The organism is Kribbella sp. VKM Ac-2571 (assembly GCF_004362255.1).
Taxonomy (GTDB): Bacteria; Actinomycetota; Actinomycetes; order Propionibacteriales; family Kribbellaceae; genus Kribbella; species Kribbella pratensis.
This window is the reverse complement of sequence record NZ_SNWS01000013.1, coordinates 212,816-229,166: the sequence shown is the minus strand read 5'-3', so window position 1 is coordinate 229,166 and position 16,351 is coordinate 212,816. Positions and strand designations below refer to the sequence as shown.

General features: G+C 68.6%; 13 protein-coding genes. 8 read left to right on the top strand and 5 right to left on the bottom strand.

The window, feature by feature from the left end; genetic code table 11:
• The first annotated feature begins 6 nt into the window (after positions 1 to 6).
• Both EV651_RS27345 and EV651_RS27340 read left to right on the top strand, forming a co-directional pair.
• A complete protein-coding gene (locus EV651_RS27345; RefSeq protein ID WP_202870534.1) occupies positions 7 to 936 on the top strand; it encodes an MFS transporter in 930 nt (309 codons plus the stop codon).
• Between the two features lie 145 nt (positions 937 to 1,081).
• Entirely contained in the window at positions 1,082 to 3,892 is a 2,811-nt protein-coding gene (locus tag EV651_RS27340) for a glycosyltransferase (RefSeq protein WP_133788111.1), read from the top strand.
• Positions 3,893 to 3,916: 24 nt separating this feature from the next.
• Here EV651_RS27340 and EV651_RS27335 read toward each other — a convergent pair whose 3' ends face one another.
• From EV651_RS27335 to EV651_RS27325, 3 genes are all read right to left on the bottom strand, one after another.
• Complete coding sequence (locus EV651_RS27335) at positions 3,917 to 4,714, bottom strand: aldo/keto reductase (RefSeq protein WP_238157221.1); 798 nt, start codon at positions 4,712 to 4,714, stop codon at positions 3,917 to 3,919.
• 31 nt (positions 4,715 to 4,745) lie between these two features.
• Positions 4,746 to 6,725, bottom strand: coding sequence for a protein meaA (locus EV651_RS27330; protein ID WP_133788109.1), 1,980 nt, complete (start codon positions 6,723 to 6,725; stop codon positions 4,746 to 4,748).
• Between the two features lie 75 nt (positions 6,726 to 6,800).
• Entirely contained in the window at positions 6,801 to 7,124 is a 324-nt protein-coding gene (locus tag EV651_RS27325) for an STAS domain-containing protein (protein ID WP_133788108.1), read from the bottom strand.
• Positions 7,125 to 7,265: 141 nt separating this feature from the next.
• On the opposite strand from EV651_RS27325, the gene EV651_RS27320 reads away from it, so the two are divergent.
• Genes EV651_RS27320 through sppA form a run of 3 tightly spaced genes read left to right on the top strand, consistent with a single transcriptional unit; the run spans position 7,266 to position 9,286 of the window.
• Positions 7,266 to 7,598, top strand: a complete 333-nt coding sequence (locus tag EV651_RS27320; RefSeq protein WP_133788174.1) for a hypothetical protein — start codon at positions 7,266 to 7,268, stop codon at positions 7,596 to 7,598.
• Between the two features lie 36 nt (positions 7,599 to 7,634).
• Positions 7,635 to 8,444, top strand: a complete 810-nt coding sequence (locus tag EV651_RS42605; protein WP_238157220.1) for a S49 family peptidase — start codon at positions 7,635 to 7,637, stop codon at positions 8,442 to 8,444.
• Positions 8,426 to 9,286: a signal peptide peptidase SppA gene (gene sppA / locus EV651_RS42600; RefSeq protein ID WP_238157219.1), complete on the top strand. Its 861-nt coding sequence runs from the start codon at positions 8,426 to 8,428 to the stop codon at positions 9,284 to 9,286. The genes EV651_RS42605 and sppA overlap by 19 nt, the downstream gene beginning before the upstream one ends.
• Here the strand turns inward: sppA and EV651_RS27310 are convergent.
• Positions 9,283 to 9,864 carry a cob(I)yrinic acid a,c-diamide adenosyltransferase gene (locus EV651_RS27310; protein ID WP_133788107.1) on the bottom strand — a complete coding sequence of 194 codons (582 nt, stop codon included), beginning with the start codon at positions 9,862 to 9,864 and terminating at the stop codon, positions 9,283 to 9,285. The genes sppA and EV651_RS27310 overlap by 4 nt on opposite strands.
• 49 nt (positions 9,865 to 9,913) lie before the next feature.
• Here EV651_RS27310 and murA point away from each other — a divergent pair, with 49 nt between their 5' ends.
• Together murA and fabV are read left to right on the top strand one after the other, a co-directional pair.
• Complete coding sequence (gene murA, locus EV651_RS27305) at positions 9,914 to 11,200, top strand: UDP-N-acetylglucosamine 1-carboxyvinyltransferase (protein ID WP_133788106.1); 1,287 nt, start codon at positions 9,914 to 9,916, stop codon at positions 11,198 to 11,200.
• A 108-nt stretch (positions 11,201 to 11,308) separates the two neighbouring features.
• Positions 11,309 to 12,481: an enoyl-[acyl-carrier-protein] reductase FabV gene (fabV, locus tag EV651_RS27300; RefSeq protein WP_133788105.1), complete on the top strand. Its 1,173-nt coding sequence runs from the start codon at positions 11,309 to 11,311 to the stop codon at positions 12,479 to 12,481.
• Here fabV and EV651_RS27295 read toward each other — a convergent pair.
• Positions 12,468 to 14,969 carry an RNA helicase gene (locus tag EV651_RS27295; protein ID WP_133788104.1) on the bottom strand — a complete coding sequence of 834 codons (2,502 nt, stop codon included), beginning with the start codon at positions 14,967 to 14,969 and terminating at the stop codon, positions 12,468 to 12,470. The two genes, fabV and EV651_RS27295, sit on opposite strands and share 14 nt — an antisense overlap.
• Positions 14,970 to 15,105: 136 nt before the next feature.
• Between EV651_RS27295 and EV651_RS27290 the strand changes: the two genes are divergently transcribed.
• A complete protein-coding gene (locus EV651_RS27290) occupies positions 15,106 to 16,347 on the top strand; it encodes an SGNH/GDSL hydrolase family protein (protein ID WP_202870533.1) in 1,242 nt (413 codons plus the stop codon).
• The last annotated feature ends 4 nt before the right edge of the window (positions 16,348 to 16,351 follow it).

Here is a 16,351-nt window from a genome sequence, read left to right as displayed (position 1 = left end):
ACCGGTGTGAGTACCGGGACTGCTGTTGGGCGGACCCTGGGCGCGCTGCGGGACAACCGGGCGTTCCGGCTGTTCTGGTTCTCGAACCTGTTCTTCTTCGGTGGCGTGTGGACACAGACGCTCGTACTCGGGTGGCTCGCCTGGGAGACCACGCACTCGGACTTCGCAGTCGCCGTCTACACATCGGTGCGGTTGGCACCGCTCCTGCTCGGTCCGTTCGCAGGTGCGTTCGCGGACCGGCACAACCGGGTGCGACTCCTGATCGTCGCGGCCTCGTGGGCGCTGGTGGCGGTCAGTGCCGTTGCCACGCTGGCCTCGCTCGGCAAGGCGGTCACCAGCGGCCTCCGCGACCTCGCTCGGAACCGGCTGGCCTCGACCGTCCTCCTGATCACGCTGGCCGCGAACACCTTGCTGTGGCCGGTCGCGCAGTCCTTCATGCCGGTGTTCGCGCAGGAGTCACTCGGGCTCGACGCGGCCGGACTGGGCTGGCTCCTCACCTGTGCCGGCGTCGGCGGGCTGACCGGCTCGCTGGTGATCGCCTGGCTCGGCGACTTCCGGTTCAAGGGCGGCATGTTCGTGGTGGGTACGGCGATCTGGGGCACGCTGTGGTCGCTGTTCGCGCTGTCCCACGACACGATGGTGTCGTTCGTGCTGATGACCGCGATCGGGGTGATGAGCGCGGCGTTCGGCGTACTGCAGACGACGCTGCTCCTGATGACCACCGACGAATCCCTGCACGGCCGCGCCCTCGGCGTGCAGGAACTGGCGATCGGCATCATGCCCCTGGCATCCCTGGCTCTGGGCGTCTTCGCCGAGCACTACGGCGTCGGCATCACCACGTTCGTGAGCGCCGTACTCCTGGTCGCTGCCGTCGCCGCCCTCGGTCTCTGGACGCCGAAACTGCTGCGCTACAGCGGCCTTCTCGAGAACAAGTGACGATTTCTAGCAACCATTTGCGAGTCTCGCTGCATCTATAGGTTGAGTCCGGGGGGACTCAGCACACAAAAGCCAAGGGGCAAGTCTGGCCCGATACCGGTCTAGTCCTTATATGTCAAGACCGTGACCTGGGGGTAGAACAACTGTGGATCGGAACTCGGATCCGCGCGACGGAATGCCGGCACGACTCGACGCATCCGTCCGGCTGCTCGTTGGTCCGGCCAACTTCGCGGGACAGGGCACTCGGTGGGCGCGCGCGCTCGAGGATCGGGTGCCCGCCATGAAGGCGACCTCGTTCGCCTTCTTCAAGGGGGTGCTCGACTACGAGGTCGACTACGGCGTGCCGGCCCGCACGTACCGGCGCAATCCTCGGTGGCGGCTGAACTTCTACAACCATGTCGTGGGCAACTACACGCATGTACTGCTCGAGGCGGCCCGGCCGATCTTCGGTCCCTTGCACGGACCGGACGGGTCCTTCGAGATCCCGCATCTGCTCACGAAGGGTTTGCAGGTGGGGCTCATCGCCCACGGCTCCGACGTCCGGATCCCCAGCCGGCACGCCGAGACCGAGCCGTGGTCGCCGTTCCCCGACCTCGACGACGAGAACGTCGAGCTGCTCGAACGCAATTCCACGCGGGCCATCGAGCTGTTCACGTCGTACCCGGGCCGCGTGTACGTCTCCACCCCCGATCTCCTCGACTACGTGCCCAACGCGGCCTGGTGCCCGGTGGTCGTCGACGTCGAGGCCTGGCGAAGTGACGCCCCGGTGCTCGAGCGCAAGGTGCCGGTGGTGGCGCACGCGCCGAGCAAGTCGGCCATGAAGGGTTCCGAGCTCATCGACCCGATCATGGAGAGCCTGGCGCAGCGCGGCCTGATCACCTATCGCCGCGTCGAGGGTGTCGACCCGGCGGACATGCCGGCCGTCTACCGCGACGCCGACATCGTCCTCGACCAGTTCCGCATCGGCAGCTACGGCGTCGCCGCGTGCGAGGCCATGGCGGCGGGCCGGATCGTGGTGGGACACATCGCTCAGCACGTCCGGGATCGGGTGATCGCGGAGACCGGGCTCGACCTGCCCATCGTCGACGCGACCCCCGACACCGTCGAGCAGGTCGTGCTCGACCTGATCGCGCACCCGGAGCGGGGCCGCGAGGTCGCCGCCCGCGGACCGGCCTTCGTCGAGACGGTGCACGACGGGAGCTGGTCGGCCGACGCGCTGGCCGCGTTCGTCGAGCAGTCGAGCCGATCAAGTCCGGTGCCGGTCGACTGGAAGCCGTCCTGGATCCGGCCCAAGGTCGTGATGATGGCCGGCAACGACATCGTCGTCGACGCCCGCGTGCTCAAGTACGCGCAGACGGTGGCCAACTGGGACCTCGACGTCACCTGCATCGGCCTTCCCGGGCGCCGGTTCAGGGGCGTGCGCTACTTCGGCAAGGTGCAGGTGTTGTGCCCGGTCATCCCGTCGAAGGTGCTGTTGACGGGGTGGCGCAAGCGGCTGGCCAACCTCAAGACCAATTTGAGGCCGTGGTTCAGGACCGAGGCCGAGTACATGCTGGCCTACGGCCGCTGGCAGTATGCGAGTCGCGAGCTGCGCGGCGACCGCGGCCGCGACCGCCGTGACCACGAGCGTGCCGGCGGCGAGTCGGGCTCGGCGGTGCGCGCCCAGCGTTCCGTCCGCGACAGGCTGCAGCGGGCGGTGCGCTGGCGGACGTTGCGACTGCACCGCGCGATTCTCCAGGCCCGCGCCTACTCGTTCCGGCGTGCCAAGACGAAGGCCGACATCACCGACCTGGGCATCGGCAAGCGCCGCGAGCGGCTGCTCAAGCTCTACCGCTACTTGCCGGCGGGGCGCTGGCGGCGGGTGATGCCCGAGCTGGTCGATCAGGAGCTGACACTGGGCCCGCTGCTGGACCGCCTCCTGATCGAGGTCATCCACGTGCACGACGTGTTCATGCTCGGCATCGCGGCGCGTGCGGCGCACCGGGCGGCACTGGACGGGCGGACGATCAAGATCATCTACGACGCCCACGAGTACATCCCGGGTGTGCCGGTGGTGGCTCCGCGGCGAGTCGCGGCGTACAGCGATCTCGAGCGCGAGTTCATCCGCGACGCCGACCGCGTGATCACGGTGTCCGAGCCGCTGGCCCATTGGCTCAAGCGCGACCACAAGCTGGCCGAGCTACCCGACGTCGTCCTCAACGCGCCGGTCGAGCCGCCCGAGGACGCCGAGGACGCCGACTTCAAGGGTCTGCGCGAGCAGCTGCGGTTGCCCGAGGACGTGCCGCTGCTGGTGTACGGCGGCGGCGTCAACCGCGCCCGCGGCGTCGGCACGGCGGTCGAGGCGCTGACCCAGCTGCCCGGCGTACACCTCGCGATCGTCGCGCGGGCCAACTCCGTCACCGCGGAGTTGGAGGCCCGTGCCGTCGAGCTGGGCGTGGCCGACCGCGTGCACCTGGCGCCGTTCGTCGCTGCCGAGGTCGTTCCGCTCTACCTGCGCTCGGCCACCATCGGCCTCAGCCCGCTGCTGCACGCGCCGAACCACGACATCGCGGTGACGAACAAGTTCTGCGAGTACATCGGCGCGGGGTTGCCCATCATCACCAGCGACACCCCCGCGCAGGCCGACCTGGTGAAGGAGCTCGACCTCGGCGCGGTCTACCCCGCGGGCGACGTGGACGGCCTCGTGCTGGCAGTCCGGACAGTGCTCGCAGACCGCGACCGCATCGCCCGGCGCATCGCTGACGACCCCGAACTGCAGCACCGGTTCTCCTGGGCCGCGCAGGCCGAGGTCCTCCGCTCGGTGTACGCCGACGTGATGGGGACCCTGCCCGACGCCGCCTGGGCTCCCGGTGCCACGGTCGTCCGCAAGCTCCTCCCCGGCCCGCCCGAACTGCCGGAGACGAAGTGGCAGGCCTTCAGGGAGAAGATGGCGAAGAATACGAGCTTGCTGGTCTGAGTCGCTCCTTGATGAACTCCGCGGTCAGGACCACCACTTGCCGCTCTGGGACAGGGCGTCCGCGGTCAGGTTCGTGGTGTCGAGGGCGTCGAGGTCGGCGACCGCCGCGTCGTCCAGCTCGAAGTCGAAGACGTTGAAGTTCTCGACGATGCGGTCCTGGTGGATGGACTTCGGGATCACCGAGAGGCCCTTCTGGATCGCCCAGCGGATCAGGACCTGCGCCGGCGTGTGGCCGGTGGCCTCGGCGATCCGGGCGATGACCGGGTCGCCGAGGTGGCGGCCGGTGCCGAGCGGGCTGTACGCCTGCGCGACGACGTTCGCCTCCTCGCAGGCCTCGACGAGGCCCTTGCGGTACTCGAACGGGCTGAACTGGATCTGGTTCGCGGCCGGCTGGATGCGGGCGATCTTGCTCAGCTCCTGCAGCTCGGCGGAGCTGAAGTTGGAGATGCCGATGCCCTTGGTGAGGCCCGCGTCCACGGCCGCTTCCATCGCCGGCCAGGCCCAGGTCGGCCCGCCCTGCGGCCAGTGGATCAGGTAGAGGTCGAGGTAGTCGGTCCCGAGCCGCTCGAGGCTCTTCTCCGCCTCGACCTTCGCGTCCTTGCCGCCCGGGTAGAACTTGGTCGTCAGGAAGATCTCTTCGCGCGGGATCCCGCTCTCCCGGATCGCCTTCCCGACGCTGGCCTCGTTCCGATAGGCCTGCGCGGTGTCGATCAGCCGGTAACCGGCCTCGAGCGCCCAGGTGACGGCGCGCTCGCACTCCGCTCCGTCATCCACCTGCCAGACCCCCAGCCCGAGCACCGGGATCTCAGTTCCGTTGGACATCTGCCGAGTATTAGCGGTCATGCGCCCAAACTTACAACTTGTTGGCTTGGCGGATGACGTCGACGACGTCGGACATCATGCCGGTGAGGTCGTAGTCCTTGGGGGTGTAGACAGCGGCCACGCCGGCGGACCGCAGGGAGTTGGCGTCGGCTTCGGGGACGATGCCGCCGACGACGACGGGGACGTCCTCGAGGCCTGCCTCGCGGAGGCCTTCGACCACCTGCGGGACCAGTTCCATGTGCGAGCCGGACAGGATCGAGAGGCCGACGCAGTGGACGTCCTCGGCGACCGCCGCGGCGACGATCTGCTCGGGAGTGAGGCGGATGCCTTGATAGATGACCTCGAAGCCGACGTCGCGGGCGCGGACCGCGACCTGCTCGGCGCCGTTCGAGTGGCCGTCCAGGCCGGGTTTGCCGACCAGGAAGCGGAGGCGGCCGCCGAGCTCGGACGACGTGGCGGCGACCTTCTCGCGGACCGCGGCGATCTCGGCGCCGCCACCGGACACCCCGACGGATCCGGCGACACCGGTCGGTGCGCGGTACTCGCCGTACATCTCTCGCAGTACGCCGGCCCATTCGCCGGTCGTCACGCCGGCACGAGCGCACTCGAGCGTCACGGGCATCAGGTTGTCGGTCGTCTTGGCCGCCGCGCGCAGCTTCGACAGGGCGGCGTCGACGGCGGTCGCGTCGCGCTCGGCACGCCACGTCTTCAGCGACGTGAGCGCAGCCGATTCGGCCGCCGGATCGACAGTCTGGATCGCGGTGTCGAGGTCGGCGGTCAGCGGCGACGGCTCGGTGTTCTCGAACTTGTTCACCCCGACGACGATCTGTTCGCCGGACTCGATCCGCTGCCGCCGCTCGGCATGCGATCCGACGAGCGCCTGCTTCAGGTACCCGCTCTCGACGGCGGCGACCGCGCCGCCCATCGCCTGCACACGGTCGATCTCCTCCTGCGCACCGGCGACCAGCTCGTCGACCTTCGCCTCGATCACGTGCGACCCGTCGAAGATGTCGTCGTACTCGAGGAGGTCGGACTCGTACGCCAGTACCTGCTGCATCCGCAACGACCACTGCTGGTCCCACGGTCGCGGCAATCCGAGCGCCTCGTTCCACGCCGGCAGCTGGACCGCCCGCGCCCGCGCGTTCTTCGACAGCGTCACCCCGAGCATCTCGAGGACGATCCGCTGCACGTTGTTCTCCGGCTGCGCCTCCGTCAACCCGAGCGAGTTCACCTGTACGCCGTACCGCAGCCGCCTGGCCTTCGCGTCCGTCACGCCGTACCGCTGCAGCGTCAGCTCGTCCCAGAGCCGGACGAAGGCACGCATCTTGCATGTCTCCTCGATGAACCGCACGCCGGCGTTCACGAAGAACGAGATCCGCTGCACCACGTCCCCGAACCGCTCCGGCGGCACCTGCCCGCCGTCGCGCACCCGGTCGAGTACGGCGATCGCCGTCGACAGCGCGAACGCCAGCTCCTGCACGGGCGTCGCGCCGGCCTCCTGCAGGTGGTAGCTGCAGATGTTGATCGGATTCCACTTCGGCATCGTGGCGACCGTGTACGCGATCAGGTCGGTCGTCAGCCGCAGCGACGCGTCCGGCGGGAACGCGTACGTCCCGCGTGACAGGTACTCCTTGACGATGTCGTTCTGCGTGGTCCCGGTCAGCTCGTCCGGCAGCGCGCCCTGCTCCTGCGCGGCCACCTGGTAGAGCGCGAGCAGCCACATCGCGGTCGCGTTGATCGTCATCGACGTGTTCATCTGCGCGAGCGGGATCTGGTCGAACAACGCCCGTACGTCGCCCAGATGCGCGACCGGTACGCCGACCTTCCCGACCTCACCCTTCGCGAGCGGGTGGTCCGCGTCGTACCCGGTCTGGGTCGGCAGGTCGAACGCAACGGACAGCCCGGTCTGGCCCTTCGCGAGGTTCCGGCGGAACAGCGCATTGGACTCCGCCGCGGACGAGTGGCCCGCGTACGTCCGCATCACCCAGGGTCGATCCTTGTCGGTCGCCATGTACCCGAGAGTAGGACTCTGTGCCCTTGTGAGTCCGCACCTCGTGACTGGTGTCACCAGGGGCGTGGATCACACTCACGCACTGATCGGCAACGGTGTCCGTTCGACATTGAGGACGCGGTGCAGGCGGGTGACCGCGAGGATGCGGACGACCGACGGCATCGGGTGCCAGAGCACGAGTTGACGGCCGAGCAACTGGGTGCGGCGGTGGGTCGCGACCAGCAGGCCGAGGCCGGTCGCGTCGACCGCATCGACCGCTTCCAGGTCGACGATCACGTCGCCGTCGAACGAGTCGATCACGTAATTGAGAGTTTGGCGGACGTCGCCCACCGAGCGCACGTCGAGGATTCCGGTCAGGTGTACCACGTTGTCAGGATTGCTGTGGGTCGGTGCGAGCATGTCCGTGCCCTCCCGCTCTTCCGGCGGCCCCCGAGTGACTGGCCGGCCCAGAAAATTTGTATGGCAGCGTCTGTGTTGGTAAAGACTCCCTGGAGACACGGAAGGTTGCCAAGAGCTCGCGATCTTTTGTTTCGCGAGACAATGGTGTCCGTGTTCGCCGAGGATTACTTCCTGTTCCCGGTGGTGGCCCTCGCCCTGGCCGGTGTGATGGTCCTGCTGTGCCGCTGGGCCTTCTCGAAGGCGAAGGGTGGGTCGCTCGTACGCCGGGTGGACCACCGCCCGGCCGACCGGGACGCCTTCGGCCTGCTCATCGACATCCGCACCGTGCCGAACTACAACGAGGCCCGCGTCCTGGTCAGCCGCCTGCGGGACTTCGGCATCAAGGCCACCGCGGCCCGCACCACCGACGGCTGGACGGTCTACGTCTGGCCGAAGGACGAAGCCGCCGCCCGCGGCCTGCTGGAAACTCCTTGAGCCAACTGGCCTTTGGTGTGGGTCTAGGGTCGGAGTATGGGGATTCTGCTCGAGCTGGACCTGACCCGCGGCGTACTCGAGACGCCGCCCGCTTCACCGGTGGCGGCGTTCCGTGCGCGCCACCTGCCGACACTGCGCGAGCTGGTGGGCGCACTGCGGAAGGGGGCGCGCGACGACGGTGTGGTCGGCGTAGTGGCCCACATCGGTGGCAGGCGGCTCTCACTCGCACAGGTGCAGGAGCTGCGTGAGGCGGTGGCGGACTTCCGTACGTCGGGCAAGGCGGCCGTAGCCTGGACCGAGTCGTTCGGCGGGACCGGACAGGGCACGGTGCCGTACTACCTGGCGACCGCGTTCGACGAGATCTGGCTCCAGCCGTCCGGCGACCTGGCGATCACCGGTGTGTCCGTGCAGGCGGTCTTCGTCCGCGGGGCGCTCGACAAGGCCGGTGTGATCCCCCAGTTCGGCAAGCGCCGTGAGTACAAGACCGCTGCCGACACGTTCACCGAGCGGGAGATGACCGCGCCTGCTCGTGAGATGGCGTCGCGGCTGGCGGAGTCGGCGTACGAACAGATCGTCGAGGGCATCGCCGTACGACGGCGTCTGGACACTGCACGGGTCCGAGAGCTCGTCGACGGTGCGCCGCTGCCCGCACAGGTCGGTCTGGACGCCGGACTGGTCGATCGACTCGGCTACCGGTCGGACGTGTACGACGAGCTCGAGAAGGAGCTGCAGTACGACGACAGACTCCTGGCCGAGCGGTACATCCGGCGTGGCCCGCGGACACTCGACGAGGTGCGCAAGAGCTCCCGTGGCCGCAGAAGCCGCTGGTGGCGGTTGTCCGCGTGACAGGCGGCATCACGGTCGGCCGCAACTCAAACAGCCCGCTGGGTGGTCCTGGCTCTGGCTCCGACACCGTCGGCGCCGCACTGCGCGCTGTAGCGGACAACGAACGCGTGAAGGCGGTAGTGCTGCGCGTCGACAGCCCAGGTGGTTCGTACGTCGCCTCGGACGCGATCCGCAACGAAGTCCTCCGGCTGCGCTCCACCGGACGTCCCGTGATCGCGTCGATGGGCGGTGTGGCCGCATCCGGTGGGTACTTCGTGGCGATGCCGGCTGACGTGATCGTGGCGCAGCCCGGCACGATCACCGGGTCGATCGGGGTTCTCACCGGCAAGGGCGTCGTACGCGATGCGCTCGGGCGGATCGGCATCTCACGCGAGGCCGTGTCGGAGGGCGCGAACGCACAGATGTACTCGGCGCAGGAGGAGTTCACCGACGAGCAGTGGGCGCGGTTGGAGGAGACGCTCGACCGCATCTACAAGGACTTCGTCGCCAAGGCCGCACAGGATCGCGGCCTGCCCGAGGACCAACTGGAGTCGCTGGCCCGCGGACGGGTCTGGACCGGTGCCGACGCGCACAGTCACAAGCTGATCGATGAGCTGGGCGGCTTCCAGCACGCACTGACGCTCGCGTGCAACCGGGCCGGTCTGGACCGCGACGAGATCGCCGTGACCGCCGTACCGCATCGCAACCTGCTCAGTCAGCTGAAGGCGCCCACGACGACCGATGACCTGGCTGTCAGTGCGGCGCCGCTGACGCTCGACGGCCTGACCACCGGTCTCTACAGTGCGCTGGGGTTGCCGCCGGCCGGCGTACTGCGAATGCCGTTCAGCTGGGAGATCAGCTAGCCTCGCTCCCCACCCGGCACCCAGAGGACGTCGCCGCCGGAGGACAGGTTCGCGACACGGCCGAGGATGAAGAGCAGATCGGACAACCGGTTCAGATAGGTGAGCGCAAGCAGGTTGACGGACGGCCCGTGCGCCTCGACGGCGGCCCAGCCGGCCCTCTCGGCGCGGCGGACGACCGTGCGGGCGACGTTCAGGTACGCGGCGCCCTCGGTGCCGCCGGGCAGGATGAACGACCGGAGCTTGGTCAAACGACTGTTGTAGTCGTCGCACCAGCCCTCGAGACGGTCGACGTAGTCCTGGGTGATGCGCAGCGGCGGGTATTCCGGGTCGGGCGTGACCGGGTTGCACAGGTCCGCGCCGACGTCGAACAGGTCGTTCTGGACGTGGGTCAGCAGGACCACGAGCGCAGTGTTCAGGTGCCCGGCCGCGATGGCCACGCCGATCGCGGAGTTCGCCTCGTCGACCTCGCCGTACGCCGCCAGCCGCGGATCCGTCTTCGAGGTGACGGAGTTGTCGCCGAGGCGGGTCTCGCCGGCGTCTCCGGTGCGGGTGTAGATCCGCGTCAAGTTCACAGCCATGCGAGGACTCTACGCAAAGCCTCGCCGGCTCAAACGCTACAGTCGACCGGTGGAACGGTTTCGGATCGCGGGTGAGGCACGGCTCGACGGCGCTGTCGAGGTGGCCGGAGCGAAGAACAGTGTGCTCAAGCTGATGGCGGCAGCGCTGCTGGCAGAGGGTACGACGACGCTGCGGCAGGTGCCGGGCATTCTCGACGTCACGTTCATGGCGCAACTCCTGGACACCCTCGGGTGCGAGGTGACCGTCGACGCGGAGCAGCGGCTCGCGACCATCGCCGTACCGGGCACGATCGGGCACCAGTGCGACTACGACCTGGTCCGCAAGCTGCGCGCGTCGATCTCGGTGCTCGGTCCCCTACTGGCGCGCTGCGGCCAGGCGGAGGTCGCGCTGCCGGGCGGCGACAACATCGGTTCCCGCGGCCTGAACATGCACGTCGCGGGCCTGGAATCGATGGGCGCGAAAGTGCACATCGAGCACGGTTTCGTGATCGCCGAGGCCCCGCAGGGCCTGCACGGCGCCGAGGTCTGGCTGGACTTCCCGAGCGTGGGCGCCACCGAGACGATCATGATGGCGGCCGTGCTCGCGCGCGGTACGACGATCATCGAGAACGCCGCCCGCGAGCCGGAGATCCAGGACATCGCGGCGATGCTGGTCGAGATGGGCGCGCAGATCGACGGCGCCGGCTCGCCGCGGATCGAGATCACCGGGGTGAGCGGGCTGCTCAAGCCGGTCGACCACGTCGTGGTCCCGGACCGGATCGTGTCCGGCAGCTGGGCGTTCGCGGCAGCCATCACCAAGGGTGACATCACGATCACCAACGGGCACGCGGAGCATCTCGAGTTGCCGCTCGACAAGCTGCACAAGGCCGGCGCGGAGATCACGGTGCTGAACCCCGGTTTCCGGGTCCGGATGCATGACCGCCCGAAGCCGGTGGACGTGGTCACGCTCCCCTACCCCGGGTTCGCCACCGACCTGCAGGCGTTCGTGATCGCGCTGAACGCGATCAGCGACGGCGCGGCGATGGTCACCGAGAACCTGTTCGAGGGCCGGTTCACGTTCGCGCAGGAGCTGACCCGGCTCGGTGCGCAGATCCAGACCGACGGGCATCACGCCGTGGTTCGCGGCGTACCGCGGCTGTCCGGCGCTCCGGTGGTCGCCTCCGACATCCGCGCGGGCGCGGCGTTAGTGCTGGCCGGTCTCGCCGCCGAGGGCGAGACACTCGTGTCGGCCGCCCACCATGTACACCGCGGCTACACCGACTTCGCCGGCAACCTCCGCCGCCTCGGCGCCGACGTCGTCGTCGAACCGGACGATGCAGAGATGTACTGGAGCTGACCTGCCGGGAGCGGGGGGTGGACCCGCGTGCCGGCGGCGTTGGACAGGTTATTGCCTGTACGCACCCACCAGTACCTGTGCAACGGGCACGCCATTAGGGTCTCCGGTATGAGTGAGCGTGTGGTGCGGCCGGTTGGGCGTGGGTTTTTGTTTCTTGACTCGCATCCCGCCGGGTGTGCGCGGGTGGTGCGGGAGATGGCTGCGGAGGTCGAGCGCCGTACGACGCAGCGCCGTACTGCGCTGGTGATCGGGTCGAGTTCGGGCTATGGGCTCGCGACCACGATCGCCGGGCTCGCGCGGTACGGGATCGACGGCATCGGCATCTGCTTCGAGAAGGCTCCGACGGCACGACGTACGGCGACCGCCGGCTGGTACCGCACCGCGGAGACCGCCGCGCTCGCCGCCGAGCTCGGCCGCTCGTGGAGCTTCGTGAACGCGGACGCGTTCGCGGACACCACTAAGGACGAAGTACTCGACCTGGTCGCCGAGCAGCTCGGCGGGATCGACCACCTCGTCTACAGCGTCGCCGCGCCCCGCCGCACGGACCCGCGCACCGGCGAGACGTACCAGTCGGTGCTGAAGGCGATCGGCGCCGAGCACACCACGAAGAGCCTCGCGTTCGACGACGGTGCGCCGGTGCTGCAGGAGGTCGGGATCGAGGTCGCGACCGACGACGAGATCGCGCAGACCGTCAAGGTGATGGGCGGCGAGGACTGGACCCTGTGGATCGCCGCGCTCCAGGACCGCGACCTGCTCAAGCCCGGCTTCAACACCGTCGCCCTCACCTACATCGGCTCCGAGCTGACCGGTCCGCTCTACCGCCAGGGCTCGATCGGCGCGGCCAAGGCGGACCTGGAGCAGACCGCACTGAAGCTGGCCGCGGACGGCGTGACCGCGATGACCTCGGTCAACGGCGCCGCCGTCACGCAGGCGTCGTCCGCGATCCCCGGCATCGGCCTGTACGTCAGCCTCCTGCACAAGGTGACCGGCTTGCAGACACCGGTGGAGCAGTCGATCGCCCTGTGGGACCAGCTCACCGGCGAGACCCCGTTCGACCTTGACGACGAGGGCCGCATCCGCCTCGACCGCTGGGAACTCAACGACGACGTCCAGTCCGCCGTCCGCGCACAGTGGGAGTCGGCAACCCAGGCCAACATCGCCGAGGTCGCCGACACCACCTGGTTCCTCACCGAAGTACGCCGCCTCTACGGCTTCGACGTACCGGGCGTGAACTACGACGCCGAAACCGAGGTCGACGTCGACTGGCCTACAGGGGCTTGAACGAGACCATTTCGAGGATCAGTTCGCCGGCTTCGTCGGAGGCGTTCAGGTCTACGCTCGCGGTGATGCGCCAGTCGTGGTTGCCTTCGGGGTCGTCGATGATTTGTTGGACTTCCCAGTAGCCGGGGTGTTCCTCGACCATGAAGAGGGCGGGGCCGCGGGCGGCGGGGCCGGTGCCTACGACGTCGTGTTCGGCGTAGTACGCCGTACCGGCCTCGGCCCAGCGGCCCGCGTCCCAGCCGGCTGCGTTGTCGAGCTGCCCGAGTTCGGCCCAGCGGTGCAGGGCGAGTAGCTCGACGCGGCGGAACATGGCGTTGCGGACGAGGACGCGGAAGGCCCTGGAGTTCAAGGTGATCCGGCGCGGACCCGCTGGGACCACCTCGGCCTGCGGGACGTCGGTCGGGTTCGTCAGCTCTTCCCACTCGTCGAGCAGACTGGAGTCGGTCTGGCGGACCACTTCACCGAGCCACTCGATCAGGTCGGTGAGGTCCTCGTTCACCTTGTCCGGCGGCACGGTCTGCCGCAGCGCCTTGTACGCGTCGCTCAGGTAGCGAAGGACGATGCCCTCCGAGCGCGCGAGACCGTAGTACTGGATGAATTCCCCGAAGGTCATCGCCCGCTCGAACATATCCCGTACGACGGACTTCGGCGACAGCCCGGCCTCGGCAACCCAGGGGTGCGTCTGCCGGTACATCTCCAAGGTTGCCTCGAGCAACTCTTCGAGCGGTTTCGGCCAGCTGATCTCGTCGAGCAGCTCCATCCGCTCCTCGTACTCGATGCCGTCGGCCTTCATCCCTTGCACGGCCTCGCCCTTGGCGTGGTGCAGCTGCGCCAGCAGGATCGCGCGCGGATCCTCCAGCGTCGCCTCGACCACCGACACCACGTCCAGCGCGTACAGCGGGTCCTCGGGATCGAGCAGGTCCAGCGCGGCGAGTGCGAAGGTGGACAGCGGCTGGTTCAGGCTGAAGTCCTTCTGCAGGTCCACGGTCAGCCGCAGCGATCGGCCGTTCTCGTCCGGCTCGTCCAGGCGCTCGACCACGCCGGCCGTGAGCAGCGTCCGGTAGATCTGGATCGCGCGGCGGATCAGCCGGATCTGCGCCCGGGAGTCCTCGTGGTTGTCCTGCAGCAGGTGCCGCATGCTCGCGAACGCGTCACCGTCGCGGGCGATCACGTTCAGCAGCATCGCGTGGCTGACCCGCATCCGGGACTGCAGCGGCTCGGGGTCGGCCGCCACGAGCCGGTCGAAGGTGTCCTCACCCCAGGTGACAAACCCCTCCGGCGGCTTTTTGCGCTGCACCCGGCGCTGCTTCTTCGGGTCGTCGCCCGCCTTCGCGAGCAACCGGACGTTCTCCACGACATGGTCCGGCGCCTGGACGACGACGGTTCCGGACGTGTCGTACCCGGCACGACCGGCACGGCCGGCGATCTGGTGGAACTCGCGCGCCTTCAGGATCCGCTGCCGGCGTCCGTCGTACTTGCTGAGAGCGGTCAGCAGGACGGTGCGGATCGGCACGTTGATCCCGACGCCGAGAGTGTCGGTGCCGCAGATGACCTTCAGCAATCCCGCCTGCGCCAACTGCTCGACCAGCCGCCGGTACTTCGGCAGCATGCCGGCGTGGTGGACCCCGATCCCGTGCATGATCAGCCGCTGCAGAGTCCTGCCGAAGCCCGCGCTGAAGCGGAAGTGCCCGATCAGCTCCTTGATCTTGTCCTTCTCTTCCTTCGTGCAGACGTTGATGCTGGTCAGCGCCTGAGCGCGTTCCAGGGCAGCGGCCTGCGTGAAGTGCACGACGTACACAGGCGCCTGATGCGTCACCAGGAGCTCGGCGAGCGTCTCGTGCAGCGGCGTGGTGACGTACTTGTAGACGAGCGGGACCGGCCGTTCGCCGGACGCGACGATCGCGGTCGGACGGCCGGTACGGCGGGACAGGTCGATCTTGAACCGCTCGACGTCACCGAGGGTCGCGGACATCAGCACGAACTGCGCCTTCGGGAGCTCGAGCAGCGGCACCTGCCACGCCCAGCCGCGATCCGGCTCGGAGTAGAAGTGGAACTCGTCCATCACCACCTGGCCGACGTCCGCGTCCGCCCCTTCGCGCAGGGCGATGTTCGCCAGGACCTCCGCCGTACAGCAGATGATCGGCGCGCCCGCGTTGACGGAGGCGTCGCCGGTCAGCATGCCGACCTTCTCCGCGCCGAACACGTCGCACAACGCGAAGAACTTCTCCGACACCAGCGCCTTGATCGGCGCCGTGTAGAACGTCCGCTGCCCGTTCGCCAGCGCCGCGAAGTGCGCGCCGGTCGCCACCAGACTCTTCCCGGAGCCGGTCGGCGTCGACAGGATCACGTTCGACCCCGTCATCACCTCGATCAACGCCTCTTCCTGAGCCGGGTACAACGAGATCCCCTGCTCCCCCACCCACCGCGCGAACGCGTCGTACAGGTCGTCAGGCTCGGTCGTCTCCGGCAACATCTCGGTCAGCGTCATCACTGCCCATTGTCCCCGACCGGCCAATCCACCGGCTGCCGGGATATCTACCGTTCGGCTCGCCAGGCAGACCGTTCGGCGACGGAAGCTGTGCAAACGATTGCAAGCATGTCTATTCGGGGGTGACTTGATGGGCATGACATTTACTGCGTGGCGCCGGGTGGGCGCGAGTTTGCTGGTGACGGCGGTGGGTGCGGCGGGTCTGGTGGCGGCCGCACCGGACCAGGTGGCGACGACCGGTGAAGGAGGGGGTGGAGGTAGAGATGGGCTGGTGACGACCTGGGGCGCCGCGGACGACATTGCCGGTGGGTCGTTGAGCGATGTGACGGTGCGGAATGTGCTGCGGACGTCGGTGGGCGGCAAGGATCTGCGCATCCGGATCTCCAACGGATTTGGGGATCAGCCGTTGGTGTCGGACTCGGTGTACGTCGGGCGGCAGGCCGGCGGCGCGACCGTCGTACCGGGGTCGAGCAGGCGGTTGACGTTCAGCGGCAGGACGACGGTGACGATCCCGCCGGGCGCGATGGCGATCAGCGACCCACTGCCGGGTGTGGTCCCGGCGCTGACGAGTCTGACGGTCAGCCTGCACGTGGTCGGGACGACGGGCGTGATCACCGCGCACAACCGCGCGATGCAGCACAGCTACAAGTCAACATCCGGTGATCACGCGGCTGACGAGTCGAGTACGGCGTACCAGACCGAGTCCTCGGCGTGGTTCTTCCTGAACGCCGCGATCGTCGAGGCGACGCGGGACGTGGCGACGGTCGCGACGCTCGGCGACTCGATCACCTCGTCGGTCGGTACGACGATCGACACGAACCGGCGCTGGCCGGACATCCTCGCTGGCCGCTACGCACGACTGCCCGAGCCGGCGCGGCTGGCGATCTCGAACGAGGGCATCTCGGGGAACCGGGTCCTCGGCGGGGTCGCCAAGGCAGGTAGCGCGGGGGCGAGCGCGCTGGCCCGGCTGGACAAGGACGTGCTGACGAAGCCCGGCGTACGGACGGTGCTGGTGCTGGAAGGGATCAACGACATCTACGCCGGCGCGACGACCGAGCAGTTGCTCGCCGGGTACCGGCAGCTGATCGCCCGGGTGCACGCGTCCGGACGCTGCATCGTCGGCGGGACGTTGACGCCGATGGGGAGCTCGTTCGTGTACACGCCGGAGAAAGAAGCAATCCGGCAGGCGGTGAACACGTTCATCCGCACGAGCGGTGAATTCGACGGGGTGGCGGACTTCGACGCGGCCACGCGCGACCCGGCGGATCCGTCCCGGCTCGCAGCGGCGTACGACGGCGGCGACGGGCTGCACCCCAACGACGCCGGCAACCAGGCGATGGGCGACGCACCGAACCTCGACAGCTTGCGCTGCGACTGACGGC